The organism is Acidovorax sp. SRB_24 (genome assembly GCF_012931925.1).
Map to the genome: position 1 here is coordinate 1 of NZ_MWOM01000060.1, position 23,833 is coordinate 23,833.

The following is a 23,833-nucleotide window of genomic DNA, read 5'->3' on the forward strand; positions in this document are numbered from 1 at the left end:
CGCCGCGCGCCTGTTGCTGTCGCACATGGATTTCCTCGACACGCTCGCGCACGAAGACCAAGCCACCCTCTGCGCCCTGCCGCCGCCGCACGGCCCGCTGTTTGCCTGGATCGAGGGCCAGTTCCACGAACACGGCACCCAGCCCTGGGCGGTGCTGCGCGAGAGCCTGCGCGGCCACGCCTGCGAGGTCATCGCCGAGCGCGTGATGACCGGCTCGCACGCCCAGACCGAAGGCGACGCGCGCGAACTGCGCATGGAGTTGCGCGGCCTGCTCAACCGCATGCTCGCCGAGCAGCTGCGCCAGCAGGAAACCGAGGCGCTGCAGGCGGCGCGCACCGATCCGGGCGCGCTGCAGCGCTACCGTGAACTCCAGGCGCGGCGCGTGGCACTTGAAAAACTGGGGCAGCTGCCCTCTTGAAATTGGCGCGGTCGGTATAATTTAGGGTTTATGTCGGCAAGAGCGACAGCAACACCTCCGGACCGGGCCACCGTGACACACACGCACAACCGCCCTTTACACCGCAAGGACTGCACCCCAAATGTTCGCCCAGACATCTTGCCGCTGAGGGTGACCCCTCCAACCGCAAAGGCCCGGCCTTTGCCGTGCCACCCGCGCCGACGCCCGTGGCGCTTGTGTTTTCTTTGTGTTTGATTTTGATTTTGAGGTTGCACCATGCCCGCTCAAAAGTCCGCGAAGCTGCCCAAGTCCGTCCCAGGCACCGCCGCCAAGACATCTCCTGCAACCGCCAAGAAGTCCCCGGCCAAGGCCGCCGCCGCCAAAGCGGTCGCGCCAGACACTCCGGTGACCAAGAAAGTCAAAACTGTGCCCGTGAAAAGTTCTGCCGAGCTGACCAAAGCCGCCGATGAATTGTTGAAAAAATCTGCCCGCGCCAAGCCCGCCCGTGCAGCGGACGACGCTGCCGCCACCGACGAAGCGCCGAAGAAGCGCCCTGGCCGCCCCGCCAAGGCCGCCGGCGCGGCCACCGCGGCCGCCAAGACACCGGCCAAGCGCGGGCGTAAGCCCAAGGCGGGCGCGGGCGATGACGCTGGGGACGACACCGACCTGTCCGACATCGAAGCGGACCTGGAGGGCGAACCCGAGGCCGAAGCCGAGACCACCGCAGCCGCTCCGGCCGAGAAGGTCAAGCCCCTGCGCATGAAGATCAGCAAGGCCAAGGAGCGCGCGCTGATGAAGGAATTCGGCCTGGACGAGACCGTCCTGTCCGAGGAAGACATGGCCAAGCGCCGCCAGCGCCTCAAGACCCTGATCAAGCTGGGCAAGACGCGCGGCTACCTCACGCACGGGGAAATCAACGACCACCTGCCCGACAAGCTGGTCGATGCCGAAACGCTCGAGGTCGTGATCTCCATGCTCAACGACCTGGGCGTGGCGGTGTACGAGCAGACCCCCGACGCCGAGACCCTGCTGGTCACCAACACCGCGCAGACCGCGGCCACCGAGGAAGAGGCCGAGGAAGCCGCCGAAGCCGCCCTGTCCACCGTGGACAGCGAATTCGGCCGCACCACCGACCCGGTGCGCATGTACATGCGCGAGATGGGCACCGTGGAGCTGCTCACGCGCGAAGGCGAAATCGAAATCGCCAAGCGCATCGAAGGCGGCCTGATGGACATGATGGAGGCGATCAGCGGATCGCCCGCCACCATTGCCGAGATCCTCAACATGGGCGAGGAGATCCGCGAAGGCAAGGTCGTCATCACCACCATCGTCGACGGCTTCACCAACCCCAACGAGGCCGACGACTATGTGGCCGAGGAAGACTTCGACGAATTCGACGAGGAAGACGACGACGACGGCAAGGGCGGCTCCAAGGCGCTGACCAAGAAGCTCGAAGAGCTCAAGAGCGAGGCGCTGCGCCGCTTCGACAAGATGCGCGAGATGTTCGAGAAGATCCACAAGATCTACGACAAGGAAGGCTACGGCACGCCGGCCTACCTGAAGGCGCAGCACGCGCTGAGCGAACAGCTCATGACCATCCGCTTCACGGCCAAGACCATCGAGAAGCTGTGCGACACGGTGCGCGCCCAGGTCGACGACGTGCGCAAGAAAGAGCGCGAACTGCGCCGCATCATCGTGGACAAGTGCGGCATGCCCCAGGAACTCTTCATCAAGGACTTCCCCGCCAACCTGCTCAACCAGCAGTGGGTCGAGAAGCAGGCATCCGCGGGCAAGCCCTGGAGCACCGTGATGTCGCGCAACATCCCGCCGATCCAGGACCTGCAGCAAAAGCTCGCCGACATCCAGTCGCGCGTGGTGGTGCCGCTGGCCGAGCTCAAGGGCATCAACAAGCGCATGAACGCGGGCGAGTCGACCTCGCGCGGCGCCAAGAAGGAGATGATCGAGGCCAACCTGCGCCTGGTGATCTCGATCGCCAAGAAGTACACCAACCGCGGCCTGCAGTTCCTCGACCTGATCCAGGAAGGCAACATCGGCCTGATGAAGGCGGTGGACAAGTTCGAATACCGCCGCGGCTACAAGTTCTCGACCTATGCCACCTGGTGGATCCGCCAGGCCATCACGCGCTCGATCGCCGACCAGGCGCGCACCATCCGCATTCCGGTGCACATGATCGAGACCATCAACAAGATGAACCGCATCTCGCGCCAGCACCTGCAGGAGTTCGGCTTCGAGCCCGATGCGTCCGTGCTGGCCGAGAAGATGGAGATCCCCGAGGACAAGATCCGCAAGATCATGAAGATCGCCAAGGAGCCGATCTCGATGGAAACTCCCATCGGCGACGACGACGACAGCCACCTGGGCGACTTCATCGAGGACGGCGCCAACACGGCTCCGATCGAAGCGGCGATGCAGGCCGGCCTGCGCGACGTGGTCAAGGACATCCTCGACGGCCTCACGCCGCGCGAGGCCAAGGTGCTGCGCATGCGCTTCGGCATCGAGATGACCAGCGACCACACGCTCGAGGAAGTCGGCAAGCAGTTCGACGTGACGCGCGAGCGCATCCGCCAGATCGAAGCCAAGGCGCTGCGCAAGCTCAAGCATCCGAGCCGCTCCGACAAGCTGCGCAGCTTCATCGACTCGCTGTAAGCGCACGGGGCCTGGGCCTCGGCCCTCCCCCCAATAAAAAGCCCTGTCCGCTCCCGCGGCAGGGCTTTTTTCATGCGCGGCCGCAGCCGCGGGAAATTTGAAGCATTTTAGGCCTCCAGCGCAGACCCATTCTGCGCTTATAGCTCCTGTTTTAGGAGCATCAATCCATCTTCACGTTGGCGTTCTTGACCACCTGCGCCATGCGCGCGAGCTCGCTGCGGAAGAAGGCGGCCGACGGCTCTGGCGGCATGAGCTTGATCTCGTAGCCCTGCGCCACCAGGGCATCGCGGGCCTCGGGCATGGCCAGCGCGGCCTTGAAGCCGTTGTACAACCGGGCCACCTCGGCCTTGGGCGTGCCGGCGGGCGCGATGGCGGCGATCCAGCCCTCCAGCTCGTAGCGCGGCAGGCCCTGCTCGGCGATGGTCGGCACCTCGGGCAGCGACGGCACCCGCGTGGCGGTGCTCACGCCGACGGCACGCAGCGTGCCGCTCTTGATGTGCGCGGCGGCGGGCGCCACCGCCACGACGCCGAGCTGCACCTGCCCGCCCAGGATGTCGTTCATCAACGGGCCCATGCCGCGGTAGGGAATGTGCTTCACGTCGATCTGCGCCTGGTCCACGAACATCGCAGCGCCCAGGTGCAGGATGGTGCCGTTGCCCGAGGACCCGTAGTTCAGCACGCCCGGCCGGGCCTTGGCGAGGGCGATCAGCTCCTTCACGTTCCGCGCCGGGACCGACGGATGCGCCACGAGCACGAAGGGCGTCGCGCCGATCACGGTGATCGGCGTGATGTCTTCGATGGAGTCGAACGGGATGTTCTTGTAGACGCTCGGATTGACCACGTGGTTGTTCGACACCACGCCGATCACCGACCCGTCCTTGGCGGCGCGCACGATCTGCGTCGTGCCGGTGATGCCGCCCGCGCCGGGCAGGTTCTCGATCACCACCGGATGGCCCAGCGCCTTGGCCAGGCTGTTGCTGATGGCGCGCACGGCCCCGTCCGCGCCCGAGCCGGCGGACAGCGGCAGGAGGATGCGCAGGGGCTTGTCGCCCAGCTGCGCCAAGGCCAGCGCCGGCGCGCCCAGGGCGACAGCGCCCAAGGCGATGGCGTGGCGGCGCGTCAGGCGCGCGCGCGGTGACAGGGCGGTCGGTGGCGGGGGAAGCGAGGGCATGGTTGTCTCCAGGTGGGGTCGTGGTGAAGGGCTGCGCAGACTGCCGCTGCGCTTGCGCCCGGAAGTGTAAATACCGATCCGTCAGGCAATGGCCGAGGCCGCGCGCAGCGCCTGCGTCTGCTCGGGCGTGTAGCCCAGGCCTGCCAGCAGTTCCTGCGTGTGCTGGCCCAGCGTCGGCGGGTCCAGGCGCACGCCCATGCGCTCGCCCCCCATGCGCAGCGGCAGCAAGGTGGTGCGCGCGGTCTGCCCGGCGCGCTCGCCGTCGGGCAGCGTGATCTCGGCCAGGCCGCCGGTGGCCTGCAGGTGCGGGTCGCCGAACAGCTCTTCCGGCCGGGAAATCGGCGCGAACGGCAGCCCGTGCCGCTCGAAGACCGCCGACAGCTCCTGGGCCGTGTGCTCGGCCAGGCGCCGGCGCAGCTCGGGCAGCAGCGTGGGGCGGGCGCGCACGCGGTCGTTGTTCAGCGCCAGGGCCGGGTCGGCTTTCAGGTCGGCATAGCCCATGGCGTCGCAGAAGGTGGTCCACTGCGCATCGCTCACGGCCGCCAGGAAAATCTGCCCGCCGTCCTTGACGCTGAACACGTCGTACACCGCCCACGACGAGATGCGGTCGGGCATCGGCGCGGCGGGCTGGCCGGTCACGGCGTACTGCATCATGTGCTGGCCCACCAGGAAGACGTTGTTCTCGAACAGCGCCGAGTCGATCTCCTGCCCCCGCCCCGTCACGCTGCGCTGCATCAGCGCGGCCATGGCGCCGATGGCACCGAACATGCCGCCCATGATGTCGTTGACGCTGGTGCCGGCGCGCAGCGGGTCGCCCGGGCGCCCCGTCATGTAGGCCAGGCCGCCCATCATCTGCACCACCTCGTCGAGCGCCGTGCGGTGCTCGTAGGGGCCGGGCAGAAATCCGGTGTGGTTCACATAGACCAGGCCGGGGTTGAGCCGGGCGAGCGCCGCATGGTCCAGGCCGTACTTGGCCATCACGCCCGGCTTGAAGTTCTGCACCACGACATCGGCCGTGCCGGCCAGGCGCAGCGCCACCTCCAGGCCCTGCGCATGGCGCAGGTCGATGGCCACGCTTTTCTTGTTGCGGTTGAACATCGGGAAAAAGCCCGCCCCTGCGCCCAGCAAATGGCGCGTGCGGTCGCCGTCCACGGGCTCGACCTTGATGACCTCGGCGCCCAGATCGGCCAGCACCATGCCGCAGGTCGGGCCCATGACCATGTGGGAAAACTCCACGACACGGATGCCGGCCAGCGGCAGGGGCCGGGACACGGCAGCGGCGCCGCTCGCGGAAGCGGAAGCAGGAGAAGAGGACACGGCAGAGGAATTCATGGAGACAAGGGTACGGGTATCAAGCGCTCGCCGGCGCCAGGGGCTGCGCAGCGTCAGCAAGATGGCGGGGCAAGCCCGCCTGCCACAGGGTGCCGTGCAGCGTCTCGCCGGCCAGCCAGCCCTGCACGCGCTGGCGCAGTGCCAGCAGCGCGGGGACATCCAGGCCCGTGGCCACACCCATGCGCTCGAGCATGAAAGCCAGGTCTTCGGTGGCGACGTTGCCGCTGGCGCCCGGAGCGTGCGGGCAGCCGCCGATGCCGGCGAGGCATGCGTCGAAGCGCGTGATGCCGGTCTGCCAGGCAGCGTAGCAATTGGCCAGGCCCATGCCGCGCGTGTCGTGGAAATGCGCGCAGGCCAGGCGCTCGCCCACCAGGACGCGGGCCTTCTCGAACAGGCGCTGCACGCCGGCCGGGTCGGCATAGCCCACGGTGTCGGCCAGGCTCACGCGGTCGGCGCCGGCGTCGAGCAAGGCCTGCAAGAGCCGCAGCACCTCGGATTCGGCCACCTCGCCTTGCAGCGTGCAGCCAAAGGCCGTGCCCACGCCACCTTCGATCACGGTGCGGCTGCCGCTGGCGTCGCGCAGCGCGCGGATGCGCGCCACCTCGGCCACCACCTCGTCGGGCGTCTTGCGCAGGTTCGCCAGGCTGTGGGCGTGGCTGGCCGACAAGGGCACGACCAGCAGGTCGGCAGCGCAGTCGAGGGCGCGCTCGGCCCCCTTCAGGTTCGGCACCAGCACCGAGGCGCACAGTCCGGGCAGCGTCTTGGCGTGGGCCAGCACCTCGGCGGTGTCGGCCAGTTGGGGCAGCAGGCGCGCGGGGACGAACGAGCCCACCTCGATCTCCCGCTGGCCGGCCGCATAGGCGGCATCGATCCACGCGATCTTGTGTGCGGTCGGCACGATGGTGGCAATGCTCTGCAGACCGTCGCGCAACCCCACTTCGCGCACCACGGCGCTGCGGGGCGGACAGGATGGGTTGGGGGGCATGCGGGTCTCCAGAAAAGCAGCAGGCGCCATTCTAGAAATTCCATTTGGATTGAGAAAATCTATTCCGGAACCTCTATGCTTCCCAAATGGAAATTCATCACTTTTCCCACGCCGGGCCATGCGCGACCTCGATCTGCTGACCCTGCGCCTGTTCGTGGCCGTCTGCGACAGCCGCAACATCGCCCGCGTGGCCGAACAGGAGGCCATCGTCGGGTCGGCCATCAGCAAGCGCCTGGCCCAGCTCGAGAGCACCGTTGGCACGCCGCTGCTGGTGCGCCGGCGCCGGGGCGTCGCCCCCACGCCGGCCGGCGAAACCCTGCTCGAGCACGCGCGCACCATGCTCGCGAGCGCCGGGCAGATCGAGCGCGACATGGCCGCCTATGCCACTGGCATCCGGGGCCATGTGCGCATGCTGGTCACGGCCTCCGTGATGGCCGAATCGCTGGCCGACGACGTGGCCGCCTTCCTGCAGAACCCGGCGCACCGCGACATCCAGATCAGCATGGAAGAGCGCGTGAGCCCCGAGGTGGTGCGCGGCATCCACGAAGGCAGCGCGTCCATCGGCATCTGCTGGGACGCGGCCGACCTGCAGGGGCTGCAGACGCGCCCCTACCGCAGCGACCACCTGGCCATCGTGGCGCACGCGTCCCACCCCGTGGCCCAACTGCCCTCGGTGCGCTTCACCGATGTGCTGGAGCACGAATTCGTCAGCATGCCGGCGCTCAGCGCCGTGCAGGTGCTGCTGGCGCGCGCGGCGGCGGTGGAAGGCAAAACCCTGGCGCACCGCGTGCTGGTGTCCAACTTCGATGCGGCCCTGCGCGTGGTGCGCGCCAACCTGGCCATCAGCGTGGTGCCGCGCGAGGTGGCCGAGCCCTTTGCCGCGACCGCCGACGTGCGCGTGGTGCCGCTGTCGGACGCCTGGGCGCAGCGGCGCTTTGCCATCTGCTTTCGCAGCGCCGAAGCGCTGGCGCCGGCCGCGCAGCTGCTGGTGGAGCACCTGCTCGGCGCGGGCCGCCCCTGAACTCCCCGACCGTGGCGGTCCGGCAACACTTTCGCGGAGGCTATGCAGTTTGCCGGCTTGGCGCATGACAGGCATGCATCTTGAGCTATTAAACTTGTAGCAAAATAGATTCGGCGCTATAGTGCGCCGGGCGCCCCAAGCGCCCAGCCGCTGGCGCTGAACCGCCTTTGAGTCCCCATTGCGCAAGGAGAAGCTTCATGAGCTCCAAAGAGAACGCCGCCATCAACCAACTGTTTGAACGGCTCGAGTGCCGCTACGCCTTGCGCGTGCTGTGGGCACTGCGAGACGGCCACCCGCAAACCTTTCGCCTGCTGCAGGACAGCGTCGGGGGCATCACGCCCAACACGCTCAACACCCGCATCAAGGAGCTGCGCGAAGCGGGCCTGGTGGACCACGGCAGCGACGGCTACACCGTCACCGCACCGGGCTCGGACCTGCTCAAGCGCCTCTCCGACGTGCAGGCCTTTGCCACCCGCTGGGTGGCCGGCCGCGCCAAGAAGTAAGCGGCACCGCCAGCGCCTGCTTTTTTTGCATCAAAAAGGCCTGTAACGCATGGCTGGAAAGCGCTGACAGCTCTTTATTCAATAGCATTCAAGACAAGGATTTTTCATGGCATTCACCACCACGGCCTCGGGCCTGCAGTACGAAGACACCACTGTGGGCGAAGGCGCTGAAGCCACCAAGGGCCAGCAAGTGACGGTGCACTACACCGGCTGGCTCTACAACGACGGCGTGCAGGGCGCCAAGTTCGACTCCAGCCGCGACCGCAACGACGCCTTTGCCTTCGGCCTGGGCGCCGGCATGGTGATCAAGGGCTGGGACGAAGGCGTGCAGGGCATGAAGGTGGGCGGCCAGCGCACCCTGATCATCCCTGCGGCCCTGGGCTACGGGGCGCGCGGCGCCGGTGGCGTGATCCCGCCCAACGCCACGCTGAAGTTCGACGTGGAGCTGCTCCAGGTGGGCCGCTGAACCAGCGCCCTCTCCCCTTCGGCAACAAACAAGCGGCTTCGGGCCGCTTTTTTGTTGTGTGCTGCGCGCCCGTTCCCTTCCAAGGCCTTGCGTGAACGCGGCGGCGCAGCACGGACCGTCACCCACACTCGGCAAGTGGCAAGCGGCGCCGACAACGTGCCCGCGGGATTGGCAAGGGGTCAGGCGAACAAGGCCCGCTCCAGGCGGGCGAACGGCGCCTCGCCCACGGCCTCGCGGATCCGGGGTGCCAGGGCGGCCAGCGCTTCGTAGCCGCCCGTGCCTTCGACCGCCAGGTTCAGCCGGAAGCCGCGCAAACCCAGTGCGGCCGTGATCTCGATGGCGATCGGGTAGGCCGCCTGGTAGCGGGCCTGGTCGGAGCGCCCGCTAGCAAGCGGACCGGAGGGCGCCGCTGCGGCGCTGCCCGCCGCGGGCGCCAGCAGGCCCTGCTCGAGCATGGCCTCCACATCGCTGTGCGTGATGCCCATCGCGGCAGTGGCGGCCAGCACCTCGGCCGTGGCGCGCTTGCCATCGAACAGGATGAACGCGGTGCGCTGGCGCGCGCTGAGCACGCCGTGGCGCTCCTTGAGCGCCTGCTGGCCCGACGTGGTTTTGACAAGTAGCATCGATCCTCCTGTACGGGGTGGTCTGCGGTGGCGTGCCGCCGAGATTGTCAGCTAGCGCGGCCTTTGCACATCGGGTCTATCCATAGGCAGCGCCCTGCCCCGGCGCTCACATCTCCAGCCGCACCTGCGGCTGCGGCGCCACCGGCCGTGTCATCCAGCTGACCAGCCAGGCCGACACCAGCCCCGCCGGCACGCCGAACACCCCGGCCGAAATGGGCTGGATGCCAAACCACAGGCCATCGGCCATCAGCCAGCGCGGTAGCCACTGCAGCGCCGGCACATGCGAGAGCATGTAGTACACCGCCACACCCAGGCCGCAGAGCATGCCGGCGACCGCGCCCGGCCGGGTCGTGCCGCGCCAGAAGATGCCCAGCACCATCACCGGCACGAAGGCGGACGCGGCCAGGGAGAACGAGGCCGACACCATGGGAAGGATGTCCGAGGGCTTGAGCGCCGCCACGAAGGCCGCCGCCAGCGCCACCGCCAGCAGCGTGAACTTGGTCAGGATCACGCGCTGCTCGGGCGAGGCGGCGCGCGGGCGCGACTGGAAATACAGGTCGCGCACCAGCGCGTTGCTGATGGTCAGCAGCAGCCCGTCGGCGGTGGACAGCGCCGCCGCGAGCCCCCCCGCCGCGACCAGCCCCGACACCACATAGGGCAGGCCGCCGATCTCGGGCGTGGCCAGCATGATGAGGTCGGCGCCCAGGCGGATCTCGGAAAACTGCACGATGCCGTCGCCGTTCACGTCTTCCACCGACAGCAGCGCGCCGTCGACGTGGGCCCACTGCGCCATCCAGGTGGGCAGCGCGTCGAAGCTGCTGCCCGCCAGGTTGTTCATGACCTCGAACTTCACCAGCACCGCCAGCGCGGGCGCGCTGAGGTACAGCAGCGCGATGAAGAACAGCGACCAGGCCACCGAGGTGCGCGCATCCGCCACCGACGGCGCGGTGTAGTAGCGCGTGAGCAGGTGCGGCAGCCCGGCCGTACCCACCATCAGGCAGAACATCACCGCCAGGAAGTTGCGCCGCGTGTTCTCGTAGTCGGCGCGCTCCTGCGCGGTGCCGTCCGGGTCGCCCACGTAGGCCTGGCTGTGCCGCGGCAGGCCGCCCAGCGGGCGCGCGCGTTCGTAGTTGTCGCGCATCTGCCGCGTCCACTGCTCGCGCGCGGTGGCGGCGTCGCGCGGCATCGCGGCCAGCTCGCGGCTGGCCATGACGATCAGGCCGACGTCGGCGTTCTGCGCACGCAGCCGGTGCAGGCGCTCTTGCAGCTCGGCCCTCTGGCGCTCCAGCGCCGCGTCCACGTCCTGCAGGCGCGCCTTGAAATCGCGCGCACGCTGCAGGTAGGCGGCAATCACCTGGTGCTCGGCCGGCGAGTTCAGCAGCTGCGTTTCGAGGTCGGCGATCTTGCCGATCTGCGCGCCATAGACCAGCGGCGCCACCGGGTTGCCCAGCTGCTTGTAGGCCAGCCAGGACACCGGGATCAGGAACGCCAGCAGGAGCACGACGTACTGCGCCACCTGCGTCCAGGTGATGGCGCGCATGCCCCCCAGGAACGAGCACAGCAGCACGCCGCCCAGCCCGAGCATGATGCCGATCTCGAACTGCACGCCCGTGAGGCGCGACGCGATCAGGCCCACGCCGTAGATCTGCGCCACCACATAGGTGAACGAACACAGCACGGCGGCCAGTGCGGCGATCACGCGCGGCCAGCGCCCGCCGAAACGCACCTGGAAAAAATCGGGAATCGTGTAGAGCTTCATCGCCCGCAGGTGCGGCGCGATCAGCAGGGCCACCAGGCAAAAGCCGCCGGTCCAGCCCAGCAGATAGGCCAGCCCGCCTGCATGCCCGGGCGTGCCCGAGAAGCCCTGCAGGTAGAGCGCGCCCGACAGGCTGATGAACGAGGCCGCGCTCATCCAGTCGGCCGCCGCGGCCATGCCGTTGTACATCGGCGGAATGCGCCGGCCCGCGACGTAGTACTCCTCGGGATCGGTCGTGCGGCCATACACGCCGATGGCGGCATAGACCATGACGGTGAGGAACAGGAAGATGGGCCCGATCCACTGGCGCGACAGGCCGCTGTGCTCGGCCCAGGCCATCAACGCCAGAAAACCCAGCACCCCCAGCACATAGAGCGCCAGGATGCGGTGCAGGCGCCGCAGGTAGCTGGCGCCGGTGCCGGCCTCACCCATCGGCGCCTTCCCGGCCCGGTGCGGGTGCGGCAGCGGCTTCATCGGCGCGCTCAAAACGGCTCATGGCCCAGGCATAGACCACCACGATGGCAATGAACACCAGCACCGTGCCCTGCGAGGCCATCCAGTAGCCCAGCTGCCAACCGCCCCACGACAGCGACAGGTCGCGTGCGAAGAAGGTGGCGCCGAACGACACGGCCGCCCACACCAGCAGCAGCGCGGCCTTGAGCTTGAGGTGCCGCACGTCGTGCAGGTCGGGCGGGAACGGCCGCGCCTCCTGCCCTTCGTCGTCGGCGCTGGGCACGGCGCGCATGCGGCTCTCGCGGACTCAGCCGGCCAGCTGCTGCCAGGTGGCAATCACGCTGTCGGGGTTGAGCGAAATCGACGAGATGCCTTCAGCCGCCAGCCACTGGGCAAAGTCGGGGTGGTCGCTGGGGCCTTGGCCGCAGATGCCGATGTACTTGTCCTGGGCCCGGCAGGCCTTGATCGCCAGGTGGATCAGCGCCTGCACGGCCGGATCGCGCTCGTCGAAGTCGGCCGCCAGCAGCTCCAGGCCCGAATCGCGGTCCAGGCCCAGCGTGAGCTGGGTCAGGTCGTTGGAGCCGATGGAGAAGCCGTCGAAGAACGCGAGGAACTGCTCGGCCAGGATGGCGTTGCTCGGGATCTCGCACATCATGATGAGCTTGAGACCGTTCTCACCGCGCGGCAGGCCGTGCTGCGCCAGCAGCTGCGTGACGCGCTCGGCCTGGCCCAGCGTGCGCACGAAGGGCACCATGATCTGCACGTTGGTCAGGCCCATCTCGTTGCGCACGCGCTTCAAGGCCTCGCACTCCATCGCGAAGGCCTCGCCGAATTCCTGGCTGACGTAGCGCGCCGCGCCGCGGAAGCCCAGCATCGGGTTTTCTTCCTCGGGCTCGTAGCGGCTGCCGCCGATCAGCTTGCGGTATTCGTTGCTCTTGAAGTCCGACAGGCGGACGATCACCGGCTTGGGCCAGAAGGCGGCGGCAATCGTCGCCACGCCCTCGGCGACCTTGTCCACATAGAAGGCGCGCGGGCTGGCATGGCCCCGGGCCACGGACTCGACGGCCTTCTTCAGGTCGGCATCGACGGCGGGGTAGTCCAGGATGGCCTTGGGGTGCACGCCGATGTTGTTGTTGATGATGAATTCGAGCCGCGCCAGGCCCACGCCTTCGTTGGGCAACTGGCAGAAGTCGAAGGCCAGCTGCGGGTTGCCCACGTTCATCATGATCTTGGTGGCAATGGGTGGCATCTCGCCGCGCTGCACCTCGGTCACCTCGGTCTCCAGCAGGCCGTCATAGATGTGGCCGGTATCGCCCTCGGCGCAGCTCACCGTCACCAGCGTGCCGTCCTTCAGGTGCTCGGTGGCGTGGCCGCAGCCCACCACGGCCGGGATGCCCAGCTCGCGCGCGATGATGGCGGCGTGGCAGGTGCGCCCGCCGCGGTTGGTAACGATGGCGCTGGCGCGCTTCATCACCGGCTCCCAGTTCGGGTCGGTCATGTCGGTGACCAGCACGTCGCCGGGCTGGACCTTGTCCATCTCGGCGATGCTGTGCACCAGGCGCACTGGGCCGGTGCCGATCTTCTGGCCAATCGCGCGGCCCTCGGCGAGGACCGGGCCCGTGCCCTTGAGCTTGTAGCGCAGCTCGGCCTGGCCCTTGGACTGGCTCTTCACGGTCTCGGGGCGGGCCTGCAGGATGTAGAGCTGGCCGTCCTGGCCGTCCTTGCCCCACTCGATGTCCATCGGGCGGCCGTAGTGCTGCTCGATCACCAGCGCGTAGCGCGCCAGCTGCTCGACATCGGCATCGGTCAGCGAATAGCGGTTGCGCTGCTCGGCGGGCACGTCCACGGTCTTGATGAGCTTGCCCTCGGCGGCTTTTTCTTGCGGGCTGGCAAACACCATCTGGATCAGCTTGCTGCCCAGGTTTCGCCGGATCACAGCCTTGTTGCCCGCGCGCAGCATGGGCTTGTGCACGTAGAACTCGTCGGGGTTGACGGCGCCCTGCACCACGGTCTCGCCCAGGCCGTAGCTGCTGGTGATGAACACCACGTCTTCAAAGCCCGACTCGGTGTCGATGGTGAACATCACGCCGGCCGCGCCCAGGTCGGAGCGCACCATGCGCTGCACGCCGGCCGACAGCGCGACCACGTCGTGCTCGAAGCCCTTGTGCACGCGGTAGCTGATGGCGCGGTCGTTGTAGAGCGAGGCAAACACCTCTTTCATCTTGTGCAGCACGTCGTCGATGCCGACGACGTTGAGGAAGGTCTCCTGCTGGCCGGCGAACGAGGCGTCGGGCAGGTCTTCGGCCGTGGCGGACGAGCGCACCGCAAAGCTGGCCTGCGGGTTGCCGGCGGACAGGGTCGCAAACGCTTCGCCGATGGCCTGCTGCAGGTCGGCCGGGAACGGCTGGGCCTCGACCATGGCGCGGATCTCGGCGCCCACGGCGGCGAGCGCGCGCACGTCTTCCGTATCGAGCGCGGCAAGCTTGGCGCTGATCTTGTCGGCCAAGCCCTCGAAGGCCAGGAACTCGCGGAACGCGTGTGCCGTGGTGGCAAAGCCCGTGGGCACGCGCACGCCCTCGGGCAGTTGCGAAATCATCTCGCCGAGCGAGGCATTTTTGCCACCGACCGACTCGACGTCGGTCATTCTCAGGTTTTCAAACGGTACGACCAGGGCGGTCGGGCTGAAAAGTGCAGACATGGGGAAGCTCCAGAAGTTGAAAGCGGTTCGGTGCTGGCGCCCGTCTGGAGGAGCGGGCAAGCGGCCATGCAGCAGCACCAACTTTGTCGTTGTGCTTGTGGGTGGTGGGGTTGCATGGCGGGAATTCGGATAATCGGCGCAATTGTAGGCTTCCTCCCGCGCACCATGACCACGCACCAACGCACCGTTTTCTTCGTCTCGGACGGCACCGGCATCACCGCCGAAACCTTCGGCAATGCCATCCTGGCGCAGTTCGAGCTGGTGCCGCGCCGCGTGCGCCTGCCGTTCACCGACACAGCCGACAAGGCGCACCAGGTGGTGCGCCAGATCAACCACACGGCCGAGCTCGAAGGCAACAAGCCGATCGTCTTCACGACGCTGGTGAACATGGAAGTGCTCAAGGTGATCCAGCAGGGCTGCAAGGGCATGCTGCTGGACATGTTCGGCACCTTCGTGCACCCGCTGGAGATGGAACTGGGCATCAAGTCGCACCACCGCGTCGGGCGCTTTTCGGACATCAGCAAGAACAAGGAATACCAGGACCGCATCGAGGCCATCAACTACAGCCTGGCGCACGACGATGGCCAGAGCCACCGCAACCTCGAAGAGGCCGACGTGATCCTGGTGGGCGTCTCCCGCAGCGGCAAGACGCCGACCAGCCTGTACCTGGCGATGCAGCACGGCCTCAAAGCCGCCAACTACCCGCTGATCCCCGAAGACTTCGAACGCCGCCAGCTGCCGCCAGCGCTGGTGCCCTACCGCAAGAAGATCTTCGGCCTGACCATCAGCCCCGAGCGCCTGTCGGAGATCCGCACCGAACGGCGCCCCGACTCGCGCTATGCCAGCCTGCAGAACTGCCGCCACGAGGTGGCCGAGGCCGAAGCCATGATGCGCCGCGCCGGCATCCGCTGGCTGTCGTCCACGCACAAGTCAATTGAAGAGATCGCCACCACCATCCTGCAGGAAGTGCGGCCTGAGCGGCTGAGTTACTGAGGCGGCGGCGCTTGGAGAGGGGCACAGGCTGACGGGTGGGGAGTCACACGAAAACGCACGCTGCGAGCGTGCAGCTCCCCATCTAAATCCGAATAATTTTGGGTAAAAATCGGCCTCAGGCCTTACCCACTCTGCGCAATCAGCTATCAATAGATGAGCTTTTTTGGCCGCCTCTGCGCCCGCTCCTGAAGGGGCGTCATTCCAACACCTGGTGCTGGGACTTATCCGTCAATCGGCTATAGGGGCGGCTTCCAACCCTGGGCGATCCTTTGGCCCGCTCAGTTCGCGGGCCGGAAGAGGTCGCTCAATGCGTTTGTTGGTACATACTGGCGCCCTCTCAGGAGGGGTAGCTCTCGAGCTCATGGACATCGTCTTTCTGGACCAGAATAAGTGGATCGAGCTGGCGCAGGTGCATAGCGGCCGCACTACGAGCGGCCCCATGGCCGAGCTGTTTCCTCAACTCGTTGTGGCGGTCCAGGAAAAGCGCGTCTTGTTTCCGCTCTCGGGTTCGAACATCATGGAGACCGCAAAGCGCAACGACCCTGACAGCCGACGACACGTTGCCGAAACGCAGGCCATCCTCAGCCTTGGGTACGTCCACCGAAGTCGAGCGGGCCGGATGGCCGTAGAGTTGCGCGCGGCCATTCAACGACAATTCGGTGTGGAGCCGGCTGCCATGCCGCCCCATTGGGCGTTCGCCCCCGGCTTCATGCAGGCGTTCGAGCCCATGGACGAGCTGATGGCTGTGCCGGAAGAGCTGGCACGCGTGCGGTGGCTCAATTCCCTCACGCACCCGGCAGCGCTTTACCTGGACTACATGGTCAACCAGGACGATATCCGTCGACGAGAGGCCATTACAACATTGACCCAGGGACTCACCGAGCTGGTCGTTCGCATCGAAAGCAGGCGCGAGCGCTTCGCCAACGAGTCCATCGATTTTCGACGCCGGGCTTACGCAGCGCAGTCTTGGGTGGATAACCTGGACCTCCTCAACCAAACGGTGGCTGCACTGGGCTATTCTTTCGACCAGTTGAGGGCTCTCGGAGACCGCGCCATGCGAGCACTGTTGGAAGACGTTCCGACAATGAACGTGGAAGTGGAAATGGCCGCACGCCTGGAATCCAAGACCGGCGCTCTTTCAGCGAACGACGTCCTCGACATGCAGTCGTTTTATACGGCGATTCCATATTCGGACCGTGTCGTCGCAGAGAAAGCCGCCATCTCACGCGCTAAGCAAGCCCGGCTCGATTCGAAATATGGTGTTGCTCTGTCTCGGTCCCTGGAAGACTTGTTGGACCTCTACGTCGTCTAACACATCCACATCTTTTTGAGTGGCAACTATTCTCCTTGAGCACCCCGCCGATGCTCACGCAAAGGATTTAGACGTCAGATGCACACAAAGCCGACGTTGCTGAGCGACCACTATTGCCGAAGCCTGCCTTTCCTTGAATACAAAACAAAAGCGGCGGAGCTGTTTGTCACAGCTCCACCGCTTTAAATTTGATAGCTAACAGCGCTTACTGCATAAGCGCTAGAGCCCGATTTTGCTTGAAACTCAAGCCGGTGCGCTGGTGCGGATCAGGTGGTCGAACGCGCTCAGCGCGGCCTTGGAGCCGTCGCCCGCGGCGATCACGATCTGCTTGAACGGCACCGTGGTGCAGTCGCCCGCGGCGAACACGCCGGGCAGGTTGGTGCGGCCATGCGCATCCACCACGATCTCGCCGTGCCGGCTCAGCTCGACCGTGCCCTTGAGCCAGTCGGTGTTGGGCAGCAGGCCGATCTGCACGAAGATGCCTTCGAGCGCGATCTGCTTGCTCTCGTCGTTCGTACGGTCCTTGTAGGTGATACCGGTGACGCGGCTGCCGTCGCCATTCACTTCCGTGGTCTGCGCATTCACGATCACATCGACGTTGGGCAGGCTCTTGAGCTTGCGCTGCAGCACGGCGTCGGCCTTGAGCTCGCCGGCGAATTCCAGCAGCGTGACATGGGCCACGATGCCGGCCAGGTCGATGGCGGCCTCGACACCCGAGTTGCCACCGCCGATCACCGCCACGCGCTTGCCCTTGAACAGCGGGCCATCGCAGTGCGGGCAATAGGTCACGCCCTTGGTGCGGTACTGCTCTTCGCCCGGCACGTTCATGTTGCGCCAGCGCGCCCCGGTGGACAGGATCACGGTGCGGGAACGCAGCGTGGCACCACTCTCGAGCTGGACCTCGATCAGTCCACCTTCGGTGCTGGCGGGCACCAATGCGGCGGCGCGCTGCAGGTTCATGATGTCCACCTCGTAGTCGCCCACATGGCGCTCGAGCGCGGCGGCGAACTGCGGGCCCACCGTCTTTTGCACCGAGATGTAGTTCTCGATGTCCACGGTGTCGAGCACCTGGCCGCCAAAGCGCTCGGCGGCCACGCCGGTGCGGATGCCCTTGCGCGCGGCATACACCGCCGCTGCGGCGCCGGCCGGGCCACCGCCGACGATGAGCACATCGAACGGATCCTTGGCGCCGAGCTTGGCGGCTTCGCGCGCGACGGCGCCCTTGTCGATCTTGGCGACGATCTCGCCCAGTTCCATGCGGCCCTGGCCGAAGCGCTCGCCGTTCAAGAACACGGTGGGCACGGCCATGATCTCGCGCTCGGCGATCTCTTGCTGGAACACGCCGCCGTCGATGGCGGTGTGCGTGATGCGCGGGTTGAGCACGCTCATCAGGTTCAGCGCCTGCACCACGTCGGGGCAGTTGTGGCAGCTCAGCGAGTAATAGGTTTCGAAGTGGAATTCGCCGTCGAGGTCCTTGATCTGCTCCTGCAGCTCGGCAGGCTCCTTGGACGGGTGGCCGCCCACGTGCAGCAGCGCCAGCACGAGCGACGTGAATTCATGGCCCAGCGGCACGCCTGCAAAGCGCACGCCGCTGTCCTGGCCGGGGTTGGTGATGAGAAACACGGGCGCGCGCTCGGCGCCGTCGGCCTTCTTCTCGACCACGCTGACCTGGTCGGACAGGCCCTGGATGTCCTGCAGCAGCGCCTGCAGCTCGCGCGAAGCCTCACTGTCGTCCAGCGAAGCCACCAGCTCGACCGGGCGGGTCAGGCGTTCCAGATAGGCTTTGAGTTGGGTTTTGAGGTTGTCGTCCAGCATGTCAGGGCTCCTTGTGGGATGTTTTTGGGCAAAAAAATGCCCGGGCGCCAGGCACCCGGGCGTCTTGTCAGTTCAACGGCTACGCAGGGGTACGCAGCTTAGATCTTGCCGACCAGGTCCAGCGACGGAGCGATGGTCTTGGCGCCTTCGTTCCACTTGGCGGGGCAGACTTCACCGGGGTGGGCGGCGGTGTACTGGGCGGCCTTGAGCTTGCGCAGGGTTTCCTTCACATCGCGGGCGATTTCGTTGGAGTGCACTTCCATCGTCTTGATGATGCCGTCGGGGTTGATCACGAAGGTGCCGCGCAGCGCCAGGCCTTCTTCTTCGATGTGCACGTCAAAAGCGTGGGTCAGCTGGTGCGTGGGGTCGCCCACCAGCGGGAACTTGGCCTTGCCCACGGCGGGCGAGGTTTCGTGCCACACCTTGTGCGAGAAGTGCGTGTCGGTGGTGACGATGTACACCTCGGCACCGGCCTTCTGGAATTCAGCGTAGTTGTCGGCCGCGTCTTCCACTTCGGTCGGGCAGTTGAAGGTGAAGGCCGCGGGCATGAAGATCACCACGGACCACTTGCCCTTGAAGGACTGCTCCGTGACGTCAATAAACTTGCCATTGTGAAAAGCGGTGGTTTTGAACGGCTTGACTTCGGTGTTGATCAGGGACATTGGAGTTTCCTTTCGTTGGATGGAATGAACACAGGACTGAGTCTAGGTCACACAGAATGATTGATCCAATCAATTGAATGAATCAGTACGATACTGTTTAACTATCAAAAGTTCCCGGCATGTCTGCGATGCATGGGAACGGCTCAGGCACCGATGGGCTGACCCACGCAGGTCCATTGCTTGCCGCCCCTCCAGGCAGCGATGACAATGGCCGCTTTCCATCGCAGAACAAGGAGTCCCCATGAAAGGTGACGCACAGGTGATCGGCCACCTTCAGGCCCAGCTCAAGAACGAACTCACGGCCATCAACCAGTACTTCTTGCACTACCGCATGCTCAAGCACTGGGGCTTCGACAAGCTGGCCAAGAAGGAATACGAGGAGTCGATCGGCGAGATGAAGCACGCCGACTGGCTGATGGACCGCATCTTCATGCTCGACGGCCTGCCCAACCTGCAGGACCTGGCGAAGCTCCAGGTGGGCGAAGACGTGCCAGAGATCCTGGCCTGCGACCTGCGCTCTGAACAGGGCGCCCAGGCGACCATCAAGGACGGCATCGCGCACTGCGAGGCCGTGCGCGACTACGTCTCGCGCGACCTGCTGCAGAAGATCCTCGACGACACCGAGGAGCACATCGACTTCCTCGAGACCCAGATCGATCTGATCGGCAAGGTCGGCCTGCCCAACTACCTGCAGTCGCAGATGGGCGACATCGAATAAGGCGCGCCGCCGCGCCAGGCACCCGCGGGCTCCGGCCCGCTTTTTTGTGCCTGCGCGGCCCGGCGTGCCGCGGGCTCAGCGCGCCAGCGCCGCCTGCGTGATGCCGCTGAGCGTGCCGCGCGTGCTGATGATTTCCTGGCTCAGTGGAATCTCGATCAGCGTGCCCGTGGGCGCCGCCAATGCCCGCAGCAGGGCCGCTTCGAAGTCTTCGGTGCGCGTGACCTGCTCGGCCGCGTAGCCATAGGCCCGGGCCAGGGCGCAGAAGTCGGGGTTGTGCAGCGCCGAGCCGCTGACGTGGTGCGGGTACTCGCGCTCCTGGTGCATGCGGATGGTGCCGTACATGCTGTTGTTGAGCAGCACGATGATGCTCTTGCCGCCGTGCTGCACCGCCGTCGCAAGCTCCTGCCCGTTCATGAGGAAGTCGCCGTCGCCGGCGATGGTGAACACCGTGCGGCCCGTGGCGATGCTCGCCGCGATGCCCGCGGGCACGCCGTAGCCCATGGCGCCGTTGGTCGGCGCCAGCTGCGTCTTGTGCCCTTTGGCGATGCCGTGGTAGCGGAAGTAGCGGTGCACCCAGCTGGCGAAGTTGCCGGCGCCGTTGGTGATGAGCGCATCGGCTGGCAGGTGCCGCTGCAGCGTGGCGACGATGGCTGGCATGTCGACCACGCCGGGCTGCGAGGCATCGAGCCCGGGCAGTGCCTGGGGCGCCAGGTTGGCCTGGTAGTCGGCCTGGGCGGCCTGCGCCCACGCCGCCCAGGGCACGCTGGCGGGCGGCTGCAGGCCGGCCAGCGCCTGCGCGGCCGCGGGCATGGTGGCGCACACGGCCAGGTCGGCCTGGTAGATGCGGCCCAGCTCGTCGGCGCTGGCATGGATGTGGATGAGCTTCTGCGCCGGGCGCGGTGCCTTGAGCAGCGTGTAGCCGCCGGTCGTCATCTCGCCCAGCCGCGGGCCGATGGCGACGACCAGATCGGCCTGCTGGATGCGCGCGGCGAGCTCGGGGTTGATGCCGATGCCCACGTCGCCCGCATACAGCGGGTGGTGGTTGTCGAACGTGTCCTGGAAGCGGAACGCGTTGCCCACAGGCAGCTGCCACTGCTCGGCAAACGCCTGCAGCGCCTGCGCGGCGGCCGGCGTCCAGCCGCTGCCGCCGGCGATGACGAAGGGGCACTCTGCTTTCAATAGCATTTCGCGCAGATCCAGCAAGCGCTGCGGGCCGATACCACTCTCAACCGGCTCTGCGCGCGGCAGGGGCACGGCATCGACCTGCTGCACCAGCATGTCTTCGGGCAGCACCAGCACCACGGGGCCGGGCCGGCCGTTGAGCGCCGTCGCAAAGGCGCGCGCGATGTACTCGGGGATGCGGCGCGCGTCGTCGATGCGCTCGACGCGCTTGGCCATGCCGCGCGTGCCGGGGCCGAAGAACGTGCCGAAGTCGACCTCCTGAAAGGCTTCGCGGTCGCGCATCTCGCTGCCGACGTCGCCGACCAGCAGCACCATCGGGGTCGAATCCTGGAAGGCCGTATGCACGCCGATCGCGGCGTTGGTGGCGCCGGGGCCGCGCGTGACCATGCACACGCCGGGGCGGCCCGTGAGCTTGCCGTAGGCCTCGGCCATGAAGGCGGCGCCGCCCTCCTGGCGGCAGGTGACGAAGCGGATGCGGTCGCGGTGTGCATGCAGGCCGTCGAGCACATCGAGATAGCTCTCGCCCGGCACGCCGAAGGCGGTGTCCACCCCCTGCGCGATCAAACACTCAACGATCAAATGCCCTGCGGTTTGCTGTGCCATGCCTTGCCTGCCTGTGGTGTGAAGTGGATCGAAGCGGGCCATTATCCCGATATGCTTGCGGCCATGAATGCTCCCACGCCAGCCCCTCCATCCGTGCCACCCGCGCAAGCGCGCAACCCCTTGCACGGCGTGACGCTGGAAGCCATGGTCACGGCGCTGGCCGACTACTTTGGCTGGCAGGGCCTGGGCGAGCGCATTCCGGTGCGCTGCTTTCAAAGCGACCCGAGCGTGGCGTCGAGCCTGAAGTTTTTGCGCAAGACGCCGTGGGCACGCGCCAAGGTCGAGAGCCTCTACCTGTTCATGCTGCGCGAGCAGCGGCGCAGCGGCGGCTAGGCCGCGCTCAGGGCGGCGGCGCACGGTGCTGCCAATAGCGCGGCTGCAGCGCGCGCTCGCACTGCACCTGCGCGGCCTGCGCCGAGCGCCAGCGCGCCGCGCCGCAGCCGGCCGAATCGACCACGGCAATGCCGCGTTCGCGGTAGCGCTGCACCACCTCGGGCGCCGGGTGGCCAAAGCGGCTGCGGTAGGCCGCCTGCACCAGGGCGGTGCGTGGCCGCACAGCGTCCAGAAAATCTGCGCTCGACGACGTCTTACTGCCATGGTGCGGCACCAGCAGCACATCGGCCGCCACGGGGGCGTTGCGCGCCAGCAGCGCCTGCTCCTGCGCCTTTTCGATGTCCCCGGCCAGCAGCGCGGCCGCGCCGCCGGCCGCCGCGATGCGCAGCACGCAGCTTTGCGCGTTGGCGGGCACGGCGCGCGCGCCCTCGCCCGCTCCACTGCCCGCCCGGGCAGCGGGCAGCGGATGCAGCACGGCGAACTCGACGCCATCCCACTGCCAGCGCTGGCCCGCCACGCAGGGCTGCACGGGGCGGAGCGCCTGCAAGGCGTGTTCGTCTTCTATCGATCCGGTGAGCAGCGCCTGGGGCTGGGTGGCCAGGACCGCCGCGGCGCCGCCGGTGTGGTCGCTGTCGCGGTGGCTCAGCATGAGGGTGTCGACGCGCTCGCCCAAAGCGCGCAGCAGCGGCACCAGCACGCGCCCGCCGGCGTCGCTGGTCTGGTTGTAGCGCGGTCCGGCGTCGTACAGCAGGGTGTGCGTGGCCGTGCGCACCAGCACCGCATTGCCCTGGCCCACGTCGGCCGCGAGCAGTTCGAACTCGCCGTGCGCGGGGCGCTGTGCCTGCCACAGCAGCACCGGCAGCAGCAGCGGCAGGCCCAGCGCGCGCACCCGCCACGGCAGGCGCAGGGCCAGCAGCACGCCGCCCGCCACCCCGGCCAGGCCCGCCCACAGCGGCGCCGCCGCCACCCAGACGGTGGCCGCCGGCAGCGCAGCCAGCCACTGCAGCAGCACGGCCAGTGCCTGCACGCCCCAGCCCGCCGCATGCCACAGCGGCGCCCAGAGCACGCCCAGGAAGGCCAGCGGCGTGACCACCAGCGTCACCCACGGAATCGCCAGCAGGTTGGCCACCAGGCCCACCAGAGAGACCTGGCCGAACAGCAGCAGCGTCAGCGGCGTGAGCGCCAGCGTGACCACCCACTGTTCGCGCAGCAAAGCATGAAATCGGCCCCAAATGCCCAATGGACGTGCTTCAACAGCTCCAGAATCCGTAGCAAACAACACCGCCACGGCGACAAAGCTGAGCCAGAAGCCGGGCTGCCACAGCGCCCACGGGTCGGGCACCACCACCACCGCGCAGGTCAGCAGCCACACCAGGGGCCAGGGCCAGCGGCGCCCGCTCAGGCGCAGCAGCGCCGCGGCGCCCAGCATGGCCACGGTGCGCTGGGCCGGCACGCCCCAGCCGCTGAACAGCGCATACGCCCCTGCCAGCGCCACGCCGCACACCAGCGCCGCCGAGGGCGCGGGCCACGCCAGGCACAGGCGCGGCGAACGGCGCCAGAGCCACTGCACGGCTGCGGCGGCCAGCCAGGCAAACAAGGTGATGTGCAGCCCTGAAATGCTCATCAGGTGCGCGACCCCGGTGGCGCGGAACACGTCCCAGTCGGCGCGGTCGATGGCGCGCTGGTCGCCCGTCACCAGGGCGGCCACCACGCCGGCCACGCGCACGGCGCGCGCGTCGGTCGCATCGGCCGCCAGGCGCGCGATGATGGCGTCGCGCACCGCCTGGCGCAGCTGCTCGACCGGGGCCTGCGCGGTGGCGCCCAGGCGCTGCGGCGGCAGGTCGCGCGCACCGGCGCGCACATAGCCCGTGGCCTGCACGCCCTGCTCCCACAGCCACAGCTCATAGTCGAAGCCGTGCGGATTGCGCTCGCCGTGCGGCGCCTTCAGGCGCACCGTCAGCTGCCAGCGCTCGCCCGCGCGCAGCGGCGGCGGCGGGCGCTGCGCCTGTGCCGGGTCGGGGGCATCGCGCCACACGCCCGCATACCAGCCCAGGTCGATCAGGGGCGGCACGCGCACGGCGGCACCGTCGAGCTGCGCCGACTCCACCGCCAGCCGCAGGCGCAGGCCGGCCGCGATGGGCTG

At 67.5% G+C, this 23,833-nt stretch carries 19 protein-coding genes and 1 pseudogene; 9 read left to right on the plus strand and 11 right to left on the minus strand.

The window, feature by feature from the left end:
- Both B2J89_RS16765 and rpoD read left to right on the plus strand, forming a co-directional pair.
- A pseudogene (locus B2J89_RS16765) lies at window positions 1-418 on the plus strand (DNA primase); the annotation flags it as partial.
- Between the two features lie 255 nt (window positions 419-673).
- On the plus strand, window positions 674-3,064 hold the full coding sequence (rpoD, locus tag B2J89_RS16770; protein WP_169170167.1) for an RNA polymerase sigma factor RpoD: 2,391 nt from the start codon (window positions 674-676) through the stop codon (window positions 3,062-3,064).
- A 160-nt stretch (window positions 3,065-3,224) separates the two neighbouring features.
- Here the strand turns inward: rpoD and B2J89_RS16775 are convergent, their stop codons facing one another.
- The 3 genes from B2J89_RS16775 to B2J89_RS16785 all read right to left on the minus strand — a co-directional run bounded on the left by B2J89_RS16775 (window position 3,225) and on the right by B2J89_RS16785 (window position 6,552).
- Entirely contained in the window at window positions 3,225-4,235 is a 1,011-nt protein-coding gene (locus tag B2J89_RS16775; protein WP_169170168.1) for a tripartite tricarboxylate transporter substrate binding protein, read from the minus strand.
- A gap of 81 nt (window positions 4,236-4,316) precedes the next feature.
- Window positions 4,317-5,567, minus strand: a complete 1,251-nt coding sequence (locus B2J89_RS16780) for a CaiB/BaiF CoA-transferase family protein (RefSeq protein WP_169170169.1) — start codon at window positions 5,565-5,567, stop codon at window positions 4,317-4,319.
- Between the two features lie 19 nt (window positions 5,568-5,586).
- Window positions 5,587-6,552 (minus strand): hydroxymethylglutaryl-CoA lyase, encoded by a 966-nt coding sequence (locus tag B2J89_RS16785; RefSeq protein ID WP_169170170.1) that lies wholly within the window; start codon window positions 6,550-6,552, stop codon window positions 5,587-5,589.
- 118 nt (window positions 6,553-6,670) lie between these two features.
- Here B2J89_RS16785 and B2J89_RS16790 point away from each other — a divergent pair, with 118 nt between their 5' ends.
- The 3 genes from B2J89_RS16790 to B2J89_RS16800 all read left to right on the plus strand — a co-directional run bounded on the left by B2J89_RS16790 (window position 6,671) and on the right by B2J89_RS16800 (window position 8,542).
- Window positions 6,671-7,573 carry a LysR family transcriptional regulator gene (locus B2J89_RS16790; RefSeq protein WP_169170171.1) on the plus strand — a complete coding sequence of 301 codons (903 nt, stop codon included), beginning with the start codon at window positions 6,671-6,673 and terminating at the stop codon, window positions 7,571-7,573.
- A 197-nt stretch (window positions 7,574-7,770) separates the two neighbouring features.
- Window positions 7,771-8,076, plus strand: coding sequence for a helix-turn-helix domain-containing protein (locus tag B2J89_RS16795; RefSeq protein WP_169170172.1), 306 nt, complete (start codon window positions 7,771-7,773; stop codon window positions 8,074-8,076).
- Between the two features lie 106 nt (window positions 8,077-8,182).
- Window positions 8,183-8,542 carry an FKBP-type peptidyl-prolyl cis-trans isomerase gene (locus B2J89_RS16800; protein ID WP_169170173.1) on the plus strand — a complete coding sequence of 120 codons (360 nt, stop codon included), beginning with the start codon at window positions 8,183-8,185 and terminating at the stop codon, window positions 8,540-8,542.
- Window positions 8,543-8,721: 179 nt separating this feature from the next.
- Here the strand turns inward: B2J89_RS16800 and B2J89_RS16805 are convergent, their stop codons facing one another.
- The 4 genes from B2J89_RS16805 to ppsA all read right to left on the minus strand — a co-directional run bounded on the left by B2J89_RS16805 (window position 8,722) and on the right by ppsA (window position 14,072).
- Window positions 8,722-9,165 carry a hypothetical protein gene (locus B2J89_RS16805; protein ID WP_169170174.1) on the minus strand — a complete coding sequence of 148 codons (444 nt, stop codon included), beginning with the start codon at window positions 9,163-9,165 and terminating at the stop codon, window positions 8,722-8,724.
- 106 nt (window positions 9,166-9,271) lie between these two features.
- Window positions 9,272-11,353 carry a VC_2705 family sodium/solute symporter gene (locus B2J89_RS16810; protein WP_169170185.1) on the minus strand — a complete coding sequence of 694 codons (2,082 nt, stop codon included), beginning with the start codon at window positions 11,351-11,353 and terminating at the stop codon, window positions 9,272-9,274.
- Window positions 11,346-11,666, minus strand: a complete 321-nt coding sequence (locus tag B2J89_RS16815; RefSeq protein ID WP_169170175.1) for a DUF4212 domain-containing protein — start codon at window positions 11,664-11,666, stop codon at window positions 11,346-11,348. Before B2J89_RS16815 ends, B2J89_RS16810 begins: the two co-directional genes overlap by 8 nt.
- Window positions 11,667-11,681: 15 nt before the next feature.
- Window positions 11,682-14,072 carry a phosphoenolpyruvate synthase gene (gene ppsA / locus B2J89_RS16820; RefSeq protein ID WP_169170176.1) on the minus strand — a complete coding sequence of 797 codons (2,391 nt, stop codon included), beginning with the start codon at window positions 14,070-14,072 and terminating at the stop codon, window positions 11,682-11,684.
- A 165-nt stretch (window positions 14,073-14,237) separates the two neighbouring features.
- Between ppsA and B2J89_RS16825 the strand changes: the two genes are divergently transcribed.
- Window positions 14,238-15,065, plus strand: coding sequence for a pyruvate, water dikinase regulatory protein (locus tag B2J89_RS16825; RefSeq protein ID WP_169170177.1), 828 nt, complete (start codon window positions 14,238-14,240; stop codon window positions 15,063-15,065).
- Between the two features lie 361 nt (window positions 15,066-15,426).
- Window positions 15,427-16,377 carry a hypothetical protein gene (locus tag B2J89_RS16830; RefSeq protein WP_169170178.1) on the plus strand — a complete coding sequence of 317 codons (951 nt, stop codon included), beginning with the start codon at window positions 15,427-15,429 and terminating at the stop codon, window positions 16,375-16,377.
- 243 nt (window positions 16,378-16,620) lie between these two features.
- Here B2J89_RS16830 and ahpF read toward each other — a convergent pair whose 3' ends face one another.
- Together ahpF and ahpC are read right to left on the minus strand one after the other, a co-directional pair.
- Window positions 16,621-18,192 carry an alkyl hydroperoxide reductase subunit F gene (gene ahpF / locus B2J89_RS16835; protein WP_169170179.1) on the minus strand — a complete coding sequence of 524 codons (1,572 nt, stop codon included), beginning with the start codon at window positions 18,190-18,192 and terminating at the stop codon, window positions 16,621-16,623.
- Window positions 18,193-18,290: 98 nt separating this feature from the next.
- Window positions 18,291-18,854 carry an alkyl hydroperoxide reductase subunit C gene (gene ahpC / locus B2J89_RS16840; RefSeq protein ID WP_169170180.1) on the minus strand — a complete coding sequence of 188 codons (564 nt, stop codon included), beginning with the start codon at window positions 18,852-18,854 and terminating at the stop codon, window positions 18,291-18,293.
- 241 nt (window positions 18,855-19,095) lie between these two features.
- On the opposite strand from ahpC, the gene bfr reads away from it, so the two are divergent.
- A complete protein-coding gene (gene bfr / locus B2J89_RS16845) occupies window positions 19,096-19,572 on the plus strand; it encodes a bacterioferritin (RefSeq protein WP_169170181.1) in 477 nt (158 codons plus the stop codon).
- A 75-nt stretch (window positions 19,573-19,647) separates the two neighbouring features.
- On the opposite strand, the gene B2J89_RS16850 is transcribed toward bfr, so the two are convergent.
- Entirely contained in the window at window positions 19,648-21,357 is a 1,710-nt protein-coding gene (locus B2J89_RS16850; RefSeq protein ID WP_169170182.1) for a thiamine pyrophosphate-binding protein, read from the minus strand.
- Window positions 21,358-21,420: 63 nt separating this feature from the next.
- Here B2J89_RS16850 and B2J89_RS16855 point away from each other — a divergent pair, with 63 nt between their 5' ends.
- Window positions 21,421-21,690 (plus strand): VF530 family DNA-binding protein, encoded by a 270-nt coding sequence (locus B2J89_RS16855; RefSeq protein ID WP_169170183.1) that lies wholly within the window; start codon window positions 21,421-21,423, stop codon window positions 21,688-21,690.
- A gap of 7 nt (window positions 21,691-21,697) precedes the next feature.
- Here B2J89_RS16855 and B2J89_RS16860 read toward each other — a convergent pair.
- A partial coding sequence (locus B2J89_RS16860; RefSeq protein ID WP_169170184.1) for a DNA internalization-related competence protein ComEC/Rec2 occupies window positions 21,698-23,833 on the minus strand: 2,136 nt, incomplete at its 5' end.

Bases quoted from the DNA above. Each gene is read 5' to 3' on its own strand.
- B2J89_RS16790 (WP_169170171.1), top strand. From the start codon at position 6,671: ATGCGCGACCTCGATCTGCTGACCCTGCGCCTGTTCGTGGCCGTCTGC.
- B2J89_RS16855 (WP_169170183.1), top strand. From the start codon at position 21,421: ATGAATGCTCCCACGCCAGCCCCTCCATCCGTGCCACCCGCGCAAGCG.
- bfr (WP_169170181.1), top strand. From the start codon at position 19,096: ATGAAAGGTGACGCACAGGTGATCGGCCACCTTCAGGCCCAGCTCAAG.
- B2J89_RS16825 (WP_169170177.1), top strand. From the start codon at position 14,238: ATGACCACGCACCAACGCACCGTTTTCTTCGTCTCGGACGGCACCGGC.
- B2J89_RS16780 (WP_169170169.1), bottom strand. From the start codon at position 5,567: ATGAATTCCTCTGCCGTGTCCTCTTCTCCTGCTTCCGCTTCCGCGAGC.
- B2J89_RS16785 (WP_169170170.1), bottom strand. From the start codon at position 6,552: ATGCCCCCCAACCCATCCTGTCCGCCCCGCAGCGCCGTGGTGCGCGAA.
- B2J89_RS16775 (WP_169170168.1), bottom strand. From the start codon at position 4,235: ATGCCCTCGCTTCCCCCGCCACCGACCGCCCTGTCACCGCGCGCGCGC.
- B2J89_RS16850 (WP_169170182.1), bottom strand. From the start codon at position 21,357: ATGGCACAGCAAACCGCAGGGCATTTGATCGTTGAGTGTTTGATCGCG.
- B2J89_RS16815 (WP_169170175.1), bottom strand. From the start codon at position 11,666: ATGCGCGCCGTGCCCAGCGCCGACGACGAAGGGCAGGAGGCGCGGCCG.
- B2J89_RS16795 (WP_169170172.1), top strand. From the start codon at position 7,771: ATGAGCTCCAAAGAGAACGCCGCCATCAACCAACTGTTTGAACGGCTC.
- ahpF (WP_169170179.1), bottom strand. From the start codon at position 18,192: ATGCTGGACGACAACCTCAAAACCCAACTCAAAGCCTATCTGGAACGC.
- rpoD (WP_169170167.1), top strand. From the start codon at position 674: ATGCCCGCTCAAAAGTCCGCGAAGCTGCCCAAGTCCGTCCCAGGCACC.
- ahpC (WP_169170180.1), bottom strand. From the start codon at position 18,854: ATGTCCCTGATCAACACCGAAGTCAAGCCGTTCAAAACCACCGCTTTT.
- B2J89_RS16805 (WP_169170174.1), bottom strand. From the start codon at position 9,165: ATGCTACTTGTCAAAACCACGTCGGGCCAGCAGGCGCTCAAGGAGCGC.
- ppsA (WP_169170176.1), bottom strand. From the start codon at position 14,072: ATGTCTGCACTTTTCAGCCCGACCGCCCTGGTCGTACCGTTTGAAAAC.
- B2J89_RS16810 (WP_169170185.1), bottom strand. From the start codon at position 11,353: ATGGGTGAGGCCGGCACCGGCGCCAGCTACCTGCGGCGCCTGCACCGC.
- B2J89_RS16800 (WP_169170173.1), top strand. From the start codon at position 8,183: ATGGCATTCACCACCACGGCCTCGGGCCTGCAGTACGAAGACACCACT.
- B2J89_RS16830 (WP_169170178.1), top strand. From the start codon at position 15,427: ATGGACATCGTCTTTCTGGACCAGAATAAGTGGATCGAGCTGGCGCAG.